Below are 17969 nucleotides of genomic sequence, written 5' to 3' on the forward strand. Positions count from 1 at the left end.
GACGCGGCTTAAGTCCTTGTTTTTGACACCTCCTGAGCCTACTTTCCGGACAGATTGGGCCGGGTCGCCGGCCGCGTGTTTGGAGGGATGCAGGATGGGTTCGCTTAGCATTTGGCACTGGATCGTGGTGATCGCAGTCGTCCTGCTGCTGTTTGGTCGCGGCAAGATTTCGGACCTGATGGGCGACGTCGCACAGGGCATCAAGGCCTTCAAGAAGGGCATGCAGGACGATGACAAGACGGCTGAAAAGCCGGCCGAGCCCGTGAAGACGATCGATCACAATGCCGCGCCGTCGGCGGCACGCACGGATGTCGGCAGCAAGGCTGTCTGAGCAGGAAGCCGGTTGCAGAAGGACGCGGGCGGCCCCAATCTTGGCTACAGGGATTGGGGCGGGAATGCCTCGCGTGAGCGGAATTTTTCATGTTCGACATCGGGTGGAGTGAACTGGTCGTCATCGGCATTGTCGCGCTGATCGCGATCGGCCCGAAGGAACTGCCGGGCGTGCTTCGCATGGTCGGACAATGGATGGGCAAGGCGCGCAAGATGGCCTCTGAATTCCAGGGCCAGTTCCAGGAAGCCATGCGCGAGGCCGAAATGGCCGACCTCAAGAAGTCCTTCGACGAGGTCAAGGACGCCGCCACCGGCTTCACCACCGACAACGTCATGACCTCGCTGCAGAAGGACGTCGGCGACGCTCTCAAGATCGACGACATCGACAAGCCGGCGGCGATCGAACCGCCGGTGACGTCGGATGCCGACGTACCGGTGCCGCCGACGCCGCAGAGCTTTGTCGAGGCGGACGCCCACACCGCGGCAGCCGAGCCGCTCGTGATTGCCCGCGAGGCGTCGCCGGAGCCGGAGCGTCTGGGTATCATGCCTGAAGATGCCGACGTCCTGAAGGACGCCAAAGCGTCATGAGCGCCGAAGACATCGAGGCCAGCAAAGCGCCGCTGATGGATCACCTGATCGAGCTGCGCTCGCGGCTGATCAAGGCGCTGCTCGGATTCGGCATCGCCTTCATCTTCTGCTTCTTCTTCGCCAAGCAGATCTACAACGTGCTGGTGTGGCCGTTCGTCTGGGTGGCGGGGCCGGAAAATTCGAAATTCATCTACACGGCGTTGCTGGAATATTTCCTGACCCAGCTGAAGCTGGCGCTGTTCGGCGCAGGCTTCATCTCGTTTCCGATCGTGGCGACGCAGATCTACAAATTCGTGGCGCCCGGCCTCTACAAGCACGAGCGCGGCGCGTTCCTGCCGTATCTGATCGCGACGCCGTTCTTCTTCGTGCTGGGATCGATGCTGGTGTATTTCGTGGTGCTGCCGATGCTGGTGCGGTTCTCGCTCGGCATGCAGCAGGTCGGCGGCTCCGAAACCGCGCAGATCCAGTTGCTGCCGAAGGTCGGCGAATATCTGTCGCTGATGATGTCGCTGGTCTTCGCGTTCGGGGTGGCGTTCCAGTTGCCGGTAATCCTGACGCTGCTCGGCCGGATCGGCATCATCACCTCGAAGCAATTGCGCGAGAAACGCCGCTACTTCATCGTCATCGCCTTCGTCATCGCCGCCATCCTGACGCCGCCCGACGTCATCAGCCAGGCCTCGCTCGCGATCCCCCTGATGGTGCTGTATGAGGGTTCGATCATCGCGGTCGCCATGGTGGAAAAGCGCGCCGCCGCCGCCAAGACCGCCGCCGGTACGCCGCCGTCGGCGAGCCCGCCGCCGCCCGAGGCCAATCCGGCGGAGTAGGGATTTACAGCCCTGTTTCCTCTATCGTCGCGTCGCGCTGGCCATGATTCGTCATGCCCGGGCTTGACCCGGGCATCCACGACTTGTTCTAAGGCAGCAAAGACGTGGATGGCCGGAACAAGTCCGGCCATGACGGGAAAACTGCCATGCACGACATCAAATCGATCCGCGACAACGCCACCGCTTTCGACGCCGCGCTGAAGCGGCGGGGACTGGGGCCGCTGTCGCCGTCGCTGCTGGCGATCGACGAAAGGCGCCGCGCGGCGATCCTCAAATCGGAGCAGGCGCAGGCGCGGCGCAATTCGGCCTCGAAGGAAATCGGTGAAGCCAAGAAGGCCAAGGATGAGGCTCGCGCCGGGGCGCTGATGGCTGAGGTCGCCGAGCTCAAGACCACCATGCCGGAACTCGAATTGGCTGCGAAGGCAGCAGACGACGAACTCGCCAGGGAGCTTGCCGCAATACCGAACCTGCCGGCGGACGACGTCCCCGAGGGCGCCGACGAGCACGGCAACGTGCAGCGTCATTTGTTCGGCGCGGTGCGCAATTATGCGTTCGCGCCGAAGCCGCATGACGATCTCGGCGGCGCGCTCGGCTACATGGATTTCGAGGCGGCGGCGAAGCTTTCCGGCGCGCGCTTCGTGGTGCTGAAAAAGGGCCTCGCCCGGCTCGAGCGCGCGATCGGGCAGTTCATGCTCGATCTCCACACGGGCGAGCACGGCTACACCGAAGTCAATCCGCCCCTGCTGGTGCGGGATCACGTGATGTTCGGCACGGGGCAGTTGCCGAAGTTTGAAGACGATCAGTTCTGGGCTGTCAAAGGCGAGTTGCTGACAGCGGGCGACGCAGAGGCCGTGGACAAACTGAGGAGCGAACGTCTCGGGCTCATCCCGACCGCCGAAGTGCCGCTCACCAATCTTGTCCGCGAATCCATTCTCGACGACAAGGAATTGCCGATGCGCCTGACGGCGCTGACGCCGTGCTTCCGCGCCGAGGCCGGCGCCGCCGGCCGTGACACCCGCGGCATGATCCGCCAGCATCAATTTACGAAAGTCGAGCTGGTCTCGATCGCAACACCAGAGAACGGCAAGGACGAGCACGAGCGCATGCTGGCCTGCGCCGAGGAAGTGCTGCGGCGGCTCGACCTGCATTACCGCGTGATGACGCTCTGTGCCGGCGACATGGGCTTTTCGGCGCAGAAGACCTACGACATCGAGGTCTGGATGCCCGGGCAGGGCGAGGGCGGCGCTTACCGCGAAATCTCGAGCTGCTCGCTGTGTGGCGATTTCCAGGCCCGCCGCATGGACGCCCGCTATCGCGGGGCGGACGGCAAGCCGCGCTTCGTGCATACGCTGAACGGCTCCGGCACCGCGGTCGGCCGCGCGCTGATCGCGGTGATGGAAACCTACCAGCAGGAAGACGGTTCGATCGCCGTGCCCGAGGTGCTGCAGCCCTATATGGGCGGGCTGAAGGTCATCGCGCGCGATCGGTAGTACCGGTTTATTGGCCACAATCCGCGCGCCCGCTGTTGCCTGCGCGGCGGCGCCGGATATCTTCGTTTCAGCCGGCGGCGAGCCTCCGAAGGAAACGAACACCGACAATGGCGTTGCATCGCGACATCTTCTGGGTTGGCCGGCAGTGGGCCGTCACCGGCTATGGGGTGCAGGCGGTCGATCCGAAGCTGAAGGGCCAGTTCGATATCGAGGTCTCCAGGCTATGGGAAGACGGCCTTGCCGAGAGCCTGCATCGCGATGGATGGCTCAATCGCGAGGATTTCGACAAGGCGCTTTCGGCGGCGCGGGCGCGATATCCGGAGCCGCCGCGAAAGGTCGCGCCGCCACTGCCGCCTGCGCCACTTGCTCCGCCCGCGTCATCCGGACCAGCTACGTCGCTTGCGCCGCCTGAGCCGAGTACTTCGCGCGTGATGGAAAGCGCCCCGGCTGAACCGCCGAAACCCGTGGTTCAGGAATTTGCCATGCGGGTCCAGGGCTGGCCGGCGAAATTCGTGCGCCCGTGGCGCGCGCGTGTCCGGCGGTAGCGGTGTTTGGCCCGCGGCATTGGCGGCCTGAAAATTAACCGGCAATTTGAATTGCAGTGTCGCACGGCCAGCATCAATCCGTTCACCCTGCTCATTCATGTTTGGAACCTGCGCGGCTTTGACCTCGGCATGCACGGCTGGAAGGGCTATCCTTGGTTGTAATGTGGCTAGATCATCGCGGGGGGCGTGCATGCCCGAATACCAGCCGGTATCGTCATCGCTCATTTGGGCCGAACGGCCACGCTGCCCGAATTGCCGGCATGACCGCATGCTGCCGTCAAAGTTCGAGGCGAGCCACCACCGCTTTGAGTGCCAGAATTGCGGTCACGTCGAAATGATGGTGGTCGAGAGCGACCCCATGACCTCAGGCGCGCTCGGCTGGCTTGCCGGTGAACTGAAGCCACCAACCTGAGGTGCTGCGCGACCTCGCGTTGCCTGCTCGATCACGCCCTCGATGCCTCAAAAAACGCGGCAGGAGGGCAATTTCGCCTGCATTTTTCCGGGTTTGCCTCAGTGGCGATAGCCGGATAAAGACTGCGCAAGCGTTATGGAATCGACGCAGGAGGCGACCAGGCGGATGCGAATTCTCTGCACCAATGACGACGGCATCCATGCCCCCGGCCTGAAAATCGTCGAGGAGATCGCCCGTGCGCTGTCGGACGACGTCTGGGTGGTGGCGCCGGAGCTGGACCAGTCAGGTGTCTCGCATTCGCTTTCTCTGAACGATCCGTTGCGGCTGCGCGAGGTCGGCCCGCGGCACTTCGCGGTGCGGGGAACGCCGACGGACTGCGTGATCATGGGCGCACGCCACATCCTCGGTACGACCATGCCGGATCTGGTGCTGTCGGGCGTCAACAAGGGCCGCAACGTCGCCGAAGACGTCGTCTATTCCGGCACTATCGCCGGCGCGCTGGAAGGCACCATTCTCGGACTGCCGTCGTTTGCGCTGTCGCAGGAATTCAGCCTGGAGACCCGCAATGCGCCGCTCTGGGAGACGGCGCTGAAATTCGGCCCGCAAATCCTGCGCAAGGTCATCGCCGCCGGCGTTCCCAGGAACACCGTGATCAACGTCAACTTTCCCGCCTGCGCGCCCGAGCAGGTTGCGGGCGTGCGCGTGACGCGGCAGGGCAAGCGCAACCTCGGCTTTCTCAAAGTCGACAAGCGCCACGACGGCCGCGGCAATCCTTACTTCTGGATCGGCTTCGAACGTGCGGCGATGATGGACACGCCGGCCGAAGGCACCGACCTTGCCGCGCTGGCGGCGCGCTATGTTTCGGTGACGCCGCTGCGGCTCGACCGCACCGACGAAGCCTTCTCGGAGGCGCTGACGGCGACGCTGAAATAGGCGCGACCAAACACAGCCTCATCCCCCGCGAAGGCGAAGGCGGGGGATCCAGTACGCCGCGGCTTCACGGTTCCATGACTGCGTCTTTGTGCGGGGAGAGCCGCGCTAAACCGTCGCGCTCTTCAGCGCGGTGTCGATCATCTTCGCCAGTGTTTCGAGCTGGAACGGCTTCTGCAGCGCGGGGCGGTCCCGATATTCCTGCGGAAGACCCGAAGAGCCATAGCCGGTCGCGAAGATGAACGGGCGGTTGCGTGCCTGGATCAATTCGGCAACCGGCGAAATCACCTTGCCGTTGACGTTGACATCGAGAATGGCGAGGTCGAATTCGGTGCATTGGGCCAGCCTGATCGCCTCGTTGATCTCGCCGGCCTCAGCCGCGACGCTGTAGCCCAGTTCCGCCAGCATGTCGGCGACCATCATCCTGATCATGACCTCGTCCTCGACGAGAAACACTGAACCGCCTCGCGGCCGCGTCGCAGTCATGATGACGTCCTTGCCCATCCCATTGGTAAAGATCGCAAATAGCGCTATCAGGCGCAACGTTAAAGTGCACCGGTACGCTACACGCGCCGTTGCGAGCGAGCGGCAAGATTGCCCGATCCCATAACGCGAGGCAGGACACCGGGTTCCGTTGTATGGAACCTGGATAAGATATTCTGCATTCTTTGATTCAAACTGTTCGGCCGGGCGCGCTAGGGTGCCTCGGCGGAGCTTGCGAGACCGAGATGCCTGCCGTTCAAAACCCACCCGAAAAAATGATGTTTCAGCTCAACCTGCGGCGGCGCGGGATCAGCGACCAGGCGGTGCTGCGCGCCATGGAGGAGATTCCGCGCGACGCGTTCGTGGCGCCGGCCGATCGCGCTGATGCCTACCGCGACAGCGCGCTCGGCATTGCCTGCGGACAGACCATCAGCCAGCCCTTCGTAGTGGCCTATATGACCGAGCAGTTGCAGCCGCAGAAGCATCATCGCGTGCTGGAGATCGGCACCGGCTCCGGTTACCAGGCCGCCATCCTGGCGCGGCTCTGCGGCCACGTCCTGTCGATCGAGCGTTACCGGACGCTTGCCGACAGCGCCCGGGCGCGGCTTGAGAAGGTGGGATGCGACAATGTCGAGGTCATGCTGGGGGACGGCTTCGACATCCCGGCCGGCGGCGGCGATTTCGACCGCATCATCGTCACCGCCGCGATAGAGCAAATCCCCGAAAGCCTGACGCAGCGGCTCGAGCCCGGCGGTATCCTGATCGCGCCGGTCGGGCCGCATCAGGGCGTCCAGACCCTGGTCCGCTTGGTCAGGACCGAGGCCGGTTTTGAGCGCAAGGAGCTGGTGGACGTGCGTTTCGTGCCGGCGCTGCCGGGCATCGCCCGGGAACTGTAGAAATCCGGATTGGCTGTTCCGCCAACGTCTTATTCCCAGGGTTAAGCGGTTGTTTACTGGGGAGGTGTTTACTCAAAACAGTAATTTGTTGCGTACGAGTGAGTAACCATGTCCCGTGTCGTCGAGTTGCTTTGCTCGCGTCGCGTGCCGCACGTCGCGGCGCTGGCGCTGATGTCATTTGGTTTCGCCGGCTGCAGCGCCGACATGTCGACGCGGCTTTCGCAGAGCTCATATTCCAATCCCTTTGCATCCCAACCGGAAGCCACAGGCTCCGTGCGGACCCCCGCGGTCGAGCGCCGCGAACTGCCGCAATACACCCGCCCGCATTCGCAATACCAGTCGCAGCCATTGCCGCCGCCGATCGCGGCGCCGCAGTCCTATCCGGCCGCGAACGCCGGCGTGTCCGGAGGAGGGCGTGGATTGGCCTCTTACGCTCCGCCCGCCCATCCGCCGCTCGAGACCACGGGCACCGTGCCGCGCTCGGTCGCGGCGACCCGTGCTCCGGCGCAGGGCGGGACCACCATCATCGTCGGCACCAGCGATACGCTCGATACGTTGTCGCGGCGCTACAACGTATCGTCCGCCGCGATCCTGCAGGCCAACGGCTACAAGGGGCCGCGCGCGCTGTCGCCGGGCCAGCAACTGATCATTCCGCGTCCGACCAACGCCGCTGCCGCGCCCGCATTGGCGGCGCCGGCCAGCAAGCCCGTGGCTGCTGCGCCGTCGGTTCATGTCGTCAATCGCGGCGACACCCTGCTCAGCATCGCGCGCCGCAACCATGTGCCAGTGGCGGAGCTGGCAAGGGCCAATAGCCTGGATGCTAGCGCGAAGCTCAAACTCGGTCAGAAGCTCACGGTGCCCGGTGCAAAGACCGCGGCTGCTGCACCCGCTGCGCAGCCGTTGGCTCAGCCCGCCGCAGCGTTGACGGCGCCCGCTACCCGAACGGCTGCCCTGGCCGGTTCGCCTCCGCAGAGCGCGCGGCTCGCCCAGGCTACCACGAAGGTGGAGGAATCTCCGGCGACGGCCGAGGCTCCGGTCAAGGCCAGTGAAGCCACCGGCGCGTTGCCGACCTTCCGCTGGCCGGTGCGTGGCAAGGTGATCACCAGCTATGGCGCCAAGACCAACGGCAAGTCGAACGATGGCATCAACCTGGCGGTGCCGGAAGGCACGCCGGTGAAGGCGGCAGAGGACGGCGTCGTTGCCTATTCAGGAAACGAACTCAAGGGTTACGGCAATCTGGTTCTGGTTCGGCACTCCAACGGTTACGTCACCGCATATGCCCATGCGAGTGAACTGCTGGTGAAGCGCGGCGACACCGTCAAGCGCGGCCAGATCATTGCCAAGTCGGGTCAATCGGGCGAGGTGGGGTCGCCGCAGCTCCACTTCGAGATCCGCAAGGGATCTTCTCCGGTTGACCCGCTGCAATTCCTCAACGGGGCGTGAAGCCGCGCTGCGAGGCATGGTTAGTCCATACCTTTGACTCCGATCGCCCGGCATCGCCGGGCGATCCCGCCTTCCGGCGCAGTTGCGATTGAATCGCGTGAGGTGGCTGCCGTCGTCTCTCCCGGCTGCGCACCTGACCAAGGTGTACATTGTCGCCTCGGTCGGCTATTTCCTCCAGACGTTTTTGTCGGAATGGATTTCAGGACGTTCGGTTTGCGTTGCACGCAGCAAATCGTGCCTGGCGCCCCGCGTGAGACCATGCTGCGCGACGTAAAATGATCTGGCGGACCACCAAGGCAACCGTCGCGACCTGGTTCGGTTTCGTCCTGATGTGCCTCGGCATGTTCATGGCGATCCTGGACATTCAGGTCGTCGCGACGTCACTGCCGACGATCCAGGATGCGCTGGCGATATCGCCCGACGCGATGAGCTGGATTCAGACCGCCTATCTGATCGCGGAAATCACCGCGATTCCGCTGACGGGCTGGCTGACGCGGGTGCTCACCTTGCGCTGGCTGTTCGTTCTCGCCATCTTCGTGTTCACGCTGACATCGGTCGGCTGCGCCTTCAGCAACACCTTCGCGTCCCTCGTCACCTTCCGCATCTTTCAGGGGTTTTCCGGAGGGACGCTGATCCCTGCGGTGTTCTCCGGCATCTTCCTGTTGTTTCCGGCGCGCGCCCACCCGTTCGCGGGTACCATCGCCGGCATCATGGCCGTGCTTGCGCCCACGGTTGGACCGGTGGTCGGCGGCTGGATCACGCACCATTATTCCTGGCCCTGGCTGTTTCTGGTCAACGTCGTCCCCGGTGTCATCGCCGTGATCGCGACGCCATTCCTGCTGCCGCGCGGCAGGCCGCGGCTGAACAGTCTGAAGAATTTCGACGGGCTCTCGCTGGCACTGATGGCGGTGGCCTTGGCGAGCCTGGAGATCGGTTTGAAGCAGGCGCCGCAACAGGGCTGGTTCTCCACGGTCTGCTTCGGCCTGTTCGCGCTGTGCGCGGTCGCGACGGCCCTGTTTGCGGTCAGAACACTGAAGGCGGTGCAGCCGGTGGTGGAACTTGCAACGCTGAGGGTGCGGCCCTTTGCGGTCGGCTGCGTGCTGAGCTTTTGCCTCGGCGTCGGGTTGTTCGGCGTGGTCTATCTGATGCCGGTATTTCTCGCTTATGTCCGGCAGCACGATGCGCTGCAGATCGGCTCGATCATGCTGGTCACGGGAGCGGCCCAGCTGGTGGCCGCGCCGATTGCGGGCGCGCTGGAGAGCCGGCTCGACCCGCGCTGGCTGTCGGCGTTCGGATTCAGTCTGTTCGCCGTCGGACTGGGCTTGAGCGCGTTCGAAAGCCGCACCGCTGATTTCGACGAGATGTTCTGGCCCCAGGTCCTGCGCGGCTTCGCCGCGATGTTCTGCCTGCTGCCGCCGACGCGGATGGCGCTGGAGACCTTGCCGCACAAGCAGGTGCCGGACGCCAGCGGCCTGTTCAATATGATGCGAAATCTCGGCGGCGCGGTCGGCATCGCGCTGATCGATACCATCCTCTATGGACGCACGTCGGGACATGCCGAAGCCATCCGCCAGCGCCTGATCGCGGGCGATGCGACCGCCGCGCAGGCGATCGGGCTCGACCGGATCCCTCCCGATCTATCGGAGGCTCGTTCCATGATCGAGCAGGCCGCGCTTGCCACCAGCGCCAACGAAGCCTGGGCACTGCTGGCCTCGGTCGTGTTGCTCGGCCTGCTGCTGATTCCGCTGGCGAAGCCGCTGCGCGCGGACGCCGCCGGCGGCTGATGCGATCAGTTCGGCTTGAGCCTGACCCCGAGCCGTCCCGCCAATTCCTGCGTGAACTGCCAGGCGACGCGGCCGGAGCGCGAGCCGCGCGTGGTCGACCATTCCAGCGCCTCGCGCTCGAGTTCTTCCTCGGCGAGCTTGATGCCGAAATGGCCGCAATAGCCCTTCACCATGGCAAGGTACTCATCCTGGCTGCAGCGATGAAAGCCGAGCCAAAGACCGAACCGGTCCGACAGCGAGACCTTCTCCTCGACCGCTTCGCCGGGATTGATGGCGGTCGAGCGTTCGTTCTCGATCATCTCGCGCGCCAGGAGATGCCGGCGGTTGGAGGTCGCGTACAGGATCACGTTATCGGGGCGGCCCTCGATGCCGCCCTCCAGCACCGCCTTTAGCGACTTGTAGGAGGCATCGTTGCCGTCGAACGACAGGTCGTCGCAGAACACGATGAAGCGGAATTCGGAGCTGCGCAGCATGTCCATCAGCGCCGGCAGGCTTTCGATGTCCTCGCGGTGGATCTCGATCAGCTTCAGGCGTGCCGCTGGCTTGCGGCTGACGTTAAGGCTGGCATGCGCCGCCTTCACCAGCGACGATTTGCCCATGCCGCGTGCGCCCCACAACAGGGCGTTGTTGGCAGGCAGGCCGTCGGCGAAGCGCTCGGTGTTCTCGATCAGGATATCGCGCATCCGGTCGATGCCCTTGAGCAGCCCGAGATCGACCCGGCTGACGCGTGGCACCGGCGCCAGCCGGCCGTTCGGGTGCCAGACGAAGGCGTCGGCGCTGGCAAACGAGTCGGCGGGCTCCGCGGCCGGCGATGCCGCGGACAGGTGGGAGGCAATGGCCTCCAGCGCGCGCGCGATCCGCGCCGCACTATCGTTCTCGGGCGCGGCGGCCGGACGTTTTGTCGCGGCTCTAACGGGCTTGCGCGCAGCCGCCCTGGAGGCGGCCCGGGGCCCGGTTTTTCTGGCTTTTTTCGACATTTGTGAAGTTCCTGATCCTGCAGCCATATCGGCCCTTTGAGCGTCCCGCAAGCGGTGTAAATGAGGGGGCTGGCAGCGTTGCAATTGGGGCGCTGGTCGCTATAGTCCGCGCGAATTTGCCCGAACCGGCCTGACGCCGATGGGTTGCCGGTTTACCCCCGTTTCACGAGGATTGTCCGAATGCTGATTACTCCTGCGTTTGCCCAGGCCGCGGCCGGTGGCGATACCAACAGCATGTTGATGTCGTTGCTGCCGTTCGCGCTGATCTTCGTGATCATGTATTTCCTTATTCTGCGGCCGCAGCAGAAGAAGGTGAAAGAGCACGCCGAGCTGGTGAAGAACATCCGCCGCGGCGACACCGTCGTCACTTCGGGCGGCCTCGTCGGCAAGGTGACGAAAGTGGTCGACGACGACCAGATCGAATTCGAGATCTCCGACGGCGTGCGCGTGCGGCAAATGCGGCAGATGATTTCGGGCGTGCGCGCCAAGGGCGAGCCGGCGAAGGAAAAGGCTGATACCGCCAAGGACGAGACGTCCGCGAGCTAGCTTTTTGCGCGCCGCTTTTCCCCAGATCTGACGGGTCAACTCGATGTTGTATTTCACGCGGTGGAAGGCGCTGGCGATCATCCTCACGGCGCTGGTGGTGTGCCTCTGCGCCGTTCCGAACTTCTTCCCCGAAGCCAAGGTCAAGACCTGGCCAAAATGGGCCCAGCGCCATCTCGTGCTCGGCCTCGACCTGCAGGGCGGCTCGCACATCCTGCTCGAGGTCGATTCCAACTCGGTCAAGAAGGACAAGCTCGACCAGGTTCGCGACGACGTCCGCCGGGCGCTGCGCGAAGCCAAGATCCCCTATACCGGGCTCGCCGTGCGCAATGACAATGTCGAAGTGCGCATCACCAAGGACACCGATCTGCAAAATGCGCTGACCAAGCTACGCGAGCTGTCGCAGCCGCTCGGCGGCTTGCTCGGCTCCAGCGGCCAGCGCAGCCTTGAGGTCAGCGATGCCGGCTCCGGGCTGATCCGACTCAACGTGCCGCAGGCCGCGATCACCGAACGCGTCCGCCAGTCGGTCGAACAGTCGATCCAGATCGTCGAACGTCGTGTCAACGAACTCGGCACCGTCGAGCCGCTGATCCAGCGCCAGGGGGTCGACCGCATTCTGGTGCAGGTGCCGGGCCTGCAGGATCCGACCCGACTGAAGGAACTGCTCGGCAAGACCGCCAAGATGGAATTCCGGATGGTCGATCTCACGGTGCCGCCCGACCAGGCGGCTAGCGGCCGTGTGCCGCCCGATTCGGAATTGCTGCCGAGCGCCGAAGCGTCGGGCGCGCCCCAGGTCATCAAGAAGCAAGTTCTGGTCTCGGGCGGCGATCTCACCGACGCCCAGCCGGGATTCGACCAGCGCAACGGCCAGCCGATCGTGTCGTTCAAATTCAACACATCGGGCTCGCGCAAATTCGCACAGGCGACGACGGAACACGTCAAGGAACCGTTCGCGATTGTTCTCGACGGCAAGGTGATCTCGGCGCCCGTCATCCAGGAGCCGATCACCGGCGGACAGGGACAAATTTCCGGCAATTTCACCGTTCAGCAGGCCAACGATCTGGCCATCCTGCTGCGTGCGGGCGCGCTGCCGGCGCCGTTGACCATCATCGAGGAGCGCACCGTCGGTCCCGGCCTCGGCCAGGATTCGATCGAGAAGGGCGAACTTGCCGCCTATGTCGGCTCGATCCTGGTCATCGTGTTCATGCTGGTGACCTACCGGCTGTTCGGCGTATTCGCCAATATCGCGGTCGCCATTAACGTCGCCATGATCTTCGGCGTGCTGTCGCTGCTCAACGCCACGCTGACCTTGCCCGGCATCGCCGGCATCGTGCTGACCGTCGGCATCGCGGTCGACTCCAACGTGCTGATCTACGAGCGCATCCGTGAGGAATTGCGCGGCGGGCGCAACGCGATTTCGGCGATCGACGCCGGCTTCAAGCGGGCGCTGTCGACGATTCTGGATTCCAATATCACCACTTTCATCGCCGCGGCCGTGCTGTTCTATATCGGCACCGGACCGGTGCGCGGCTTCGCCGTGACGCTCGGCATCGGCATCATCACCACGGTTTTCACCGCGTTTACGCTCACCCGCCTGATCGTCGCGACCTGGGTCAGGTGGAAGCGGCCGCATAGCGTGCCGATCTAGGGCATGATCCCGAAAAGTGGACACCGGTTTTCGGAACAGATCATGCCCTCACAAAATAAGGGGACGAATGTGATCCAGCGCAGCGCGATCATATTCCAGGGAATGCGGAGCCGGCTTTGACACAACTCGTTCTCATCGGACTCGGCGTCCTGATTGCCGTGCTGACGGTCATCAGCTGTTTCGGCTGGCTGCCGTCGCTGCGGATCGTGCCTGATGATACGCACTTCGATTTCACCCGTTTTCGCCGCATCAGCTTTCCGATTTCGGCGCTGCTCTCGATCTTCGCGATCGTCCTGTTCTTTACCCATGGGCTGAATTTCGGCATCGACTTCAAGGGCGGCACGTTGCTGGAGGTGCAGGCCAAGTCCGGCACCGCCGACATCGCAGCGATGCGCGGCACGCTGGGCGGTCTCGGTCTCGGCGACGTGCAGCTGCAGCAGTTCGGCGGACCCGCCGATGTCCTGATCCGGGTTGCCGAACAGCCGGGCGGCGATACCGCCCAGCAGGCGGCGGTGCAGAAGGTGCGCGGCGCGCTCGGCGACGCGGTCGAATACCGTCGCGTCGAAGTGGTGGGGCCGCGCGTCTCCAGCGAACTGCTGGCTTTCGGCATGCTGGGCCTGATGCTCGCGATCTTCGCGATCCTGATCTATCTCTGGTTCCGGTTCGAATGGCAGTTCGCGCTCGGCGCCATGATCGCCAACGTCCACGATATCGTGCTGACCATCGGCTTCATGTCGATCTCCCAGGTCGACTTCGACCTGACCAGCATCGCGGCGCTGTTGACGATTCTCGGCTATTCGCTGAACGACACCGTCGTGATCTACGACCGGATCAGGGAAATGCTGCGGCGTTACAAGAAGATGCCGATGCCGCAACTGCTCAACGAGTCCATCAATTCGACGCTGTCGCGCTCGATCATTACCCACGTCACGGTGACGCTGGCCCTGCTGGCGCTGCTTTTGTTCGGCGGTCATGCCATCCACAGCTTCACCGCGGTGATGATGTTCGGCGTGGTGCTGGTCGGCACCTACACATCGATCTTCATCGCAGCGCCGATCCTGATCTATCTCGGCGTCGGCACCAACCGGGATGCGCCGGACAAGCCTGCCAAGAAGTAGCCATGGCGAGTAGCTCGGACGCCCCGCATCTTCCGAGGTCGGCGCCGATCGAGGCCTACGGCAAGGGCGGTTTCGCCTTCGCCGGGATGTCGCATCGCGGCTCGCTGTTGTGCCTGCCGGATGCGATCTGGGCTTGGCCGGTCAAGAGCGCCGCCGGAATCGATGAAGCGTCGCTGCAACGGGTGTTCGCCGCCGCCCAAGGCATCGATACGCTGATCGTCGGCACCGGCAATGAAGTCTGGCTGCCGCCGCCTGGCCTGCGCGAGGCGTTGCGCGCGGTGAAGGTGGTGCTGGATCCGATGCAGACGGGACCGGCGATCCGTACCTACAACATCATGATCGGCGAGCGGCGGCGCGTCGCAGCGGCATTGATCGCGGTGCCATGAGCAGCGTGGACGGCAACAGGGAAGATGCGGCCTTTTGCGCCGACCTGGTGCGGACGCATGATTTCGGCCGCTACGCTTCCACGCTGTTCGTCCCGGCCGGCCAGCGGCGTGCGCTGCTGGCTTTGTTTGCCTTCAACGTCGAGATTTCCCGGGTCCGCGAGCAGGTGAGCCAACCGCTGCCCGGCGAAATGCGCCTGCAATGGTGGGCCGACATGCTGGCGGGCGCCGGCCATGGCGGCGTCGAGGGCAACCCGGTCGCAGCCGAACTGAAGCTGGCGATCCGCAACTATCGTCTGCCGGTCGAGTGGCTGTCGCGGCTGATCGACGAGCATCAGTTCGATCTCTACAACGATCCGATGCCGACCATGGCGGCGCTCGAAGGCTACATCGACGACACCTCCTGTGCGCTGCTCTCGTTCGGTGCTGCGATCGCCGGGCACCAGTCCGGTGATGTCGAACACCTCGCGTGCCATGCCGGGTTGGCGCAGGGCATCGCCCAGGTGATCGCCGCATTGCCGCTGGATGCCTCGCGTCGGCAGCTGTTCGTGCCGCTGCAACTGCTGGAGAGCCACGGCTGCGGAATGGAAGAGGTGTTTGCCGGCAAGCAAACCCCGAAACTGCGCGCGGCGCTAGATCAGCTGATCGCCGAGGCGCGGGGCCACCTGAAGACCGCCTTCGCGCTACTGGCGAACGCGCCACCGGAGGTGCGGCAGGTATTTCTGCCGCTGGCGCTGGTGCACCGCGATCTGCAGCGGATGGCACGTGCGGACAACGATCCGTTCGTGCCGCAGGTCAGCTCAAGATTCCGGACGCTGTGGACGTTGTGGCGAGCATCGAAGTCGCGGGAGTTTTCGTGAGGCCGAGCAGCCACCCGATCTGAAGTCGTCATACCCGCGAAAGTGGGTAGTACGCCGCGGCATCTCGATTGAACCTCGAATGCCTCTGGGATACTGGATCACCGGCCTTCGCGGGTGATGGCGCCTGTTGGCGTTGACGGCACGGTCGCCTCGAAATTGAATCGATCCCGCAAATTCTTCCGCGACTCCAGAATGCTCTTGAGGAATGCGCGATCCGTCTCGCTGGTCATCATCGGCTCGATCAGGTCGAGCTGGTTCATCGCGACCAGTTGCAAAATCTCGGTGCGCGGCTTGCCGGCCGCATCGCGCGGCAGGGCCTGCACCACCTGAATATGCTCGGGCGGTTTCGGACCCTTCGCCGCCGTAAGGTCGTTGCGCAATCGCGTTTCGAGCGTGGCTTGGTCGGCCTCGACGAAGGCATAGAGCCCGACGCCGCTGCGCCGGTCGGCAAATGCGACGATGGCGACGTCGCGGATGTCAGGGTTTTTCCGGATCAGTTCGATCAGGACGGGGGCGTCGTTGACCAGCCGCCGGCCGCCGCCTTCGCGGTCGGTGAAATTGAACAGGCCGCGGGTGATGGCGCGGTAGACCTTCTTGCCGGTCTTGAGCCAGATGCTGGCGACCAGCGACTTGCGCGCGAGGATCTGGCGTTCTTTCGCCGTCAGCGCCTGCGGCGCATAGCTGCGCTTGTGCTTCAAGAGATGCCGGAGGTCCTCGTATGCCGCGATCCGGAACAGCCGGCCTCGTGTCTTGAAACAATGCGCGAGTTGAAAGTCGGTGAGGTAGGCGCGGCCGTCAGTGCCGCGCAGCCAGTTCTGTTCCTTGGCAAGGTCGTTGTGGCAGATGCCGGCGCGATGCAGCTTGCGCAGTGCCTGCTTGGCGGAACGGAAATAGGCGACGTCGCCGTGTGGTTTGGCCAGATGCAGCGCAACGCCGTTGATGAAGCCGCGCACCAACGCCTGCTTGCCGGCCCACAGCAGTTCCGGCCCGACGCGGAGATCGCGCGCCAGCGCCAGGGCGCGGCGTTCGCGTCCGAACAAATGACGCGCCGGGATGTAGGACCACCACGGCACCTGGTCGAGCCGGCGCAATACCGCGTCGACCTCGCCGGCATCGCTGCGAAAGCGTCCGCGTTCGACAGTCGAAAACACGTCGCGCTTCAGCAGCACGCCTTCGGTCCATCGCGTCGACAGCGCTGCTGCGTCGTCTCTTGGCAGGCTCATGAAGCGCTCACGCCGCCGCCGCAACGCGCAAATGATCGGCGATCCAGCGATCGAGATCTGACAGCGCGCGGGCGCTCATCGCCTGCTTCTTGGCCACCGTCTTTTCGTTGCCGCGCAGCCGCGAGCCGTCGGGCTTCTTGGTGGGCGGATTGGCGAGCGGCGGAAACAGCCCGAAATTGATATTCATCGGCTGGAACGACCCCGGCCCGGCGTCGATGGTTTCGATATGGCCGCCGGTGATGTGGCCGAGCAGCGATCCCAGCGCCGTGGTCGCGGGCGGCGGCGCCAGCGCCGTTCCGCGCGTATCGGCGGCGGCATAAAGGCCGGCGATCAATCCGATGCTGGCGGATTCCACATAGCCTTCGCAACCGGTCATCTGGCCGGCAAAGCGCAACCTCGGCTGCGCGCGCAGCCGCAACTGGCTGTCCAGCAATTTCGGCGAATTCAGGAAGGTGTTGCGATGCAGGCCGCCGAGCCGGGCGAATTCGGCGTTCTCGAGCCCGGGAATGGTGCGGAACACGCGCTGCTGGGCACCGTGCTTCAGCTTGGTCTGGAAGCCGACCATATTGTAGAGCGTGCCGAGCTTGTTGTCCTGGCGCAGCTGCACGATGGCGTAAGCCTTCACGGTGGGATCGTGCGGATTAGTCAGCCCGACCGGCTTCATCGGCCCGTGGCGCAGCGTCTCGCGCCCGCGCTCGGCCATCACTTCGATCGGCAGGCAGCCGTCGAAATAGGGCGTATTGGTCTCCCAATCCTTGAAGTCGGTCTTTTCGCCCGACATCAGCGCATCGACGAAGCCGTCATACTGTTCTTTGGTCATCGGGCAATTGATGTAATCGGCGCCGGTGCCGCCGGGTCCGACCTTGTCATAGCGCGATTGAAACCACGCCTTGGACATGTCGATGGAATCCTTGTGCACGATCGGGGCGATCGCATCGAAGAACGCCAGGGAGTCTTCGCCCGAGAGCGCCCGGATCCCGTCCGCCAGCGGCGCCGATGTGAGGGGGCCGGTCGCAACGATGACGTTGCTCCAGTCCGCGGACGGCAGGCCGGCGACCTCGCCGCGGCGGATCTCGATCAGGGGATGGTCCTGCAGTGCCTTGGTGACGGCGGCGGAAAATCCGTCGCGGTCCACCGCCAGCGCGCCGCCCGCGGGCACCTGGTTGGCGTCGGCGGCGCGCATGATCAGCGAGCCCAGCCGGCGCATTTCGGCGTGCAGCAGGCCGACGGCGTTGTTGGCGGCATCGTCGGAGCGGAAGGAATTGGAGCACACGAGTTCGGCGAGGCCGTCGGTGCGGTGAGCCTCGGTCATACGGTCGGGGCGCATCTCGTGCAGCACCACGCGAACGCCGGCACTACCGGCCTGCCAAGCGGCTTCCGAGCCGGCGAGGCCCGCGCCAATGATGTGGACGGTTTCCGAGGACGATTTTTTGGCTGTCATGGCGAGACAGGTAGCGCTTTTCCGTCCCGAGTGGAATGCGCCAGAAACGAC

General features: G+C 64.4%; 20 protein-coding genes. 16 read left to right on the forward strand and 4 right to left on the reverse strand.

The features are described from left to right. The first annotated feature begins 94 nt into the window (after nt 1-94). From KMZ29_RS14040 to surE, 8 genes are all read left to right on the forward strand, one after another. Nucleotides 95-331 (forward strand): twin-arginine translocase TatA/TatE family subunit, encoded by a 237-nt coding sequence (locus tag KMZ29_RS14040; RefSeq protein WP_215619834.1) that lies wholly within the window; start codon nt 95-97, stop codon nt 329-331. Between the two features lie 89 nt (nt 332-420). After that, nucleotides 421-918 (forward strand): Sec-independent protein translocase protein TatB, encoded by a 498-nt coding sequence (gene tatB / locus KMZ29_RS14045; RefSeq protein ID WP_215619835.1) that lies wholly within the window; start codon nt 421-423, stop codon nt 916-918. Continuing rightward, nucleotides 915-1742, forward strand: a complete 828-nt coding sequence (gene tatC / locus KMZ29_RS14050; RefSeq protein ID WP_215619836.1) for a twin-arginine translocase subunit TatC — start codon at nt 915-917, stop codon at nt 1740-1742. The genes tatB and tatC overlap by 4 nt, the downstream gene beginning before the upstream one ends. Before the next feature lie 146 nt (nt 1743-1888). After that, the gene (gene serS, locus KMZ29_RS14055) at nt 1889-3232 is read left to right on the forward strand and encodes a serine--tRNA ligase (RefSeq protein ID WP_215619837.1); all 1344 of its coding nucleotides are present in this window, start codon (nt 1889-1891) and stop codon (nt 3230-3232) included. A 107-nt stretch (nt 3233-3339) separates the two neighbouring features. Continuing rightward, entirely contained in the window at nt 3340-3777 is a 438-nt protein-coding gene (locus tag KMZ29_RS14060) for a hypothetical protein (RefSeq protein ID WP_215619838.1), read from the forward strand. Nucleotides 3778-3783: 6 nt separating this feature from the next. After that, the gene (locus KMZ29_RS14065) at nt 3784-3939 is read left to right on the forward strand and encodes a hypothetical protein (RefSeq protein WP_215619839.1); all 156 of its coding nucleotides are present in this window, start codon (nt 3784-3786) and stop codon (nt 3937-3939) included. A 106-nt stretch (nt 3940-4045) separates the two neighbouring features. Further along, the gene (locus tag KMZ29_RS27080) at nt 4046-4189 is read left to right on the forward strand and encodes a hypothetical protein (protein WP_215619840.1); all 144 of its coding nucleotides are present in this window, start codon (nt 4046-4048) and stop codon (nt 4187-4189) included. A 165-nt stretch (nt 4190-4354) separates the two neighbouring features. Continuing rightward, nucleotides 4355-5122 carry a 5'/3'-nucleotidase SurE gene (surE, locus tag KMZ29_RS14075; protein ID WP_215624265.1) on the forward strand — a complete coding sequence of 256 codons (768 nt, stop codon included), beginning with the start codon at nt 4355-4357 and terminating at the stop codon, nt 5120-5122. Nucleotides 5123-5227: 105 nt separating this feature from the next. Here surE and KMZ29_RS14080 read toward each other — a convergent pair whose 3' ends face one another. Further along, nucleotides 5228-5605 (reverse strand): response regulator, encoded by a 378-nt coding sequence (locus KMZ29_RS14080; RefSeq protein ID WP_215619841.1) that lies wholly within the window; start codon nt 5603-5605, stop codon nt 5228-5230. A 242-nt stretch (nt 5606-5847) separates the two neighbouring features. Here KMZ29_RS14080 and KMZ29_RS14085 point away from each other — a divergent pair, with 242 nt between their 5' ends. From KMZ29_RS14085 to KMZ29_RS14095, 3 genes are all read left to right on the forward strand, one after another. Then, complete coding sequence (locus KMZ29_RS14085) at nt 5848-6498, forward strand: protein-L-isoaspartate(D-aspartate) O-methyltransferase (protein WP_215619842.1); 651 nt, start codon at nt 5848-5850, stop codon at nt 6496-6498. A 108-nt stretch (nt 6499-6606) separates the two neighbouring features. Continuing rightward, complete coding sequence (locus KMZ29_RS14090; RefSeq protein ID WP_215619843.1) at nt 6607-7941, forward strand: peptidoglycan DD-metalloendopeptidase family protein; 1335 nt, start codon at nt 6607-6609, stop codon at nt 7939-7941. A 275-nt stretch (nt 7942-8216) separates the two neighbouring features. Further along, entirely contained in the window at nt 8217-9725 is a 1509-nt protein-coding gene (locus KMZ29_RS14095; RefSeq protein ID WP_249779690.1) for a DHA2 family efflux MFS transporter permease subunit, read from the forward strand. A gap of 5 nt (nt 9726-9730) precedes the next feature. Here the strand turns inward: KMZ29_RS14095 and KMZ29_RS14100 are convergent, their stop codons facing one another. Next, nucleotides 9731-10702, reverse strand: coding sequence for an ATP-binding protein (locus KMZ29_RS14100; RefSeq protein ID WP_215619844.1), 972 nt, complete (start codon nt 10700-10702; stop codon nt 9731-9733). 180 nt (nt 10703-10882) lie between these two features. Between KMZ29_RS14100 and yajC the strand changes: the two genes are divergently transcribed. From yajC to KMZ29_RS14125, 5 genes are all read left to right on the forward strand, one after another. Then, a complete protein-coding gene (gene yajC, locus KMZ29_RS14105; protein ID WP_215601854.1) occupies nt 10883-11248 on the forward strand; it encodes a preprotein translocase subunit YajC in 366 nt (121 codons plus the stop codon). Nucleotides 11249-11291: 43 nt separating this feature from the next. Then, on the forward strand, nt 11292-12893 hold the full coding sequence (secD, locus tag KMZ29_RS14110) for a protein translocase subunit SecD (protein WP_215619845.1): 1602 nt from the start codon (nt 11292-11294) through the stop codon (nt 12891-12893). A gap of 116 nt (nt 12894-13009) precedes the next feature. Continuing rightward, nucleotides 13010-14011, forward strand: a complete 1002-nt coding sequence (gene secF / locus KMZ29_RS14115; protein WP_215619846.1) for a protein translocase subunit SecF — start codon at nt 13010-13012, stop codon at nt 14009-14011. 2 nt (nt 14012-14013) lie between these two features. Beyond that, nucleotides 14014-14397 (forward strand): Mth938-like domain-containing protein, encoded by a 384-nt coding sequence (locus KMZ29_RS14120; protein ID WP_215619847.1) that lies wholly within the window; start codon nt 14014-14016, stop codon nt 14395-14397. Then, nucleotides 14394-15254, forward strand: coding sequence for a phytoene/squalene synthase family protein (locus KMZ29_RS14125; protein ID WP_215619848.1), 861 nt, complete (start codon nt 14394-14396; stop codon nt 15252-15254). The genes KMZ29_RS14120 and KMZ29_RS14125 overlap by 4 nt, the downstream gene beginning before the upstream one ends. Nucleotides 15255-15352: 98 nt before the next feature. Here KMZ29_RS14125 and KMZ29_RS14130 read toward each other — a convergent pair whose 3' ends face one another. Then, the gene (locus KMZ29_RS14130) at nt 15353-16477 is read right to left on the reverse strand and encodes a serine/threonine protein kinase (RefSeq protein ID WP_215619849.1); all 1125 of its coding nucleotides are present in this window, start codon (nt 16475-16477) and stop codon (nt 15353-15355) included. 7 nt (nt 16478-16484) lie between these two features. After that, on the reverse strand, nt 16485-17918 hold the full coding sequence (gene trmFO / locus KMZ29_RS14135; RefSeq protein WP_215619850.1) for a methylenetetrahydrofolate--tRNA-(uracil(54)-C(5))-methyltransferase (FADH(2)-oxidizing) TrmFO: 1434 nt from the start codon (nt 17916-17918) through the stop codon (nt 16485-16487). Nucleotides 17919-17969: the final 51 nt, after the last annotated feature.

It is taken from the genome of Bradyrhizobium sediminis (assembly GCF_018736085.1).
GTDB lineage: Bacteria > Pseudomonadota > Alphaproteobacteria > Rhizobiales > Xanthobacteraceae > Bradyrhizobium > Bradyrhizobium sediminis.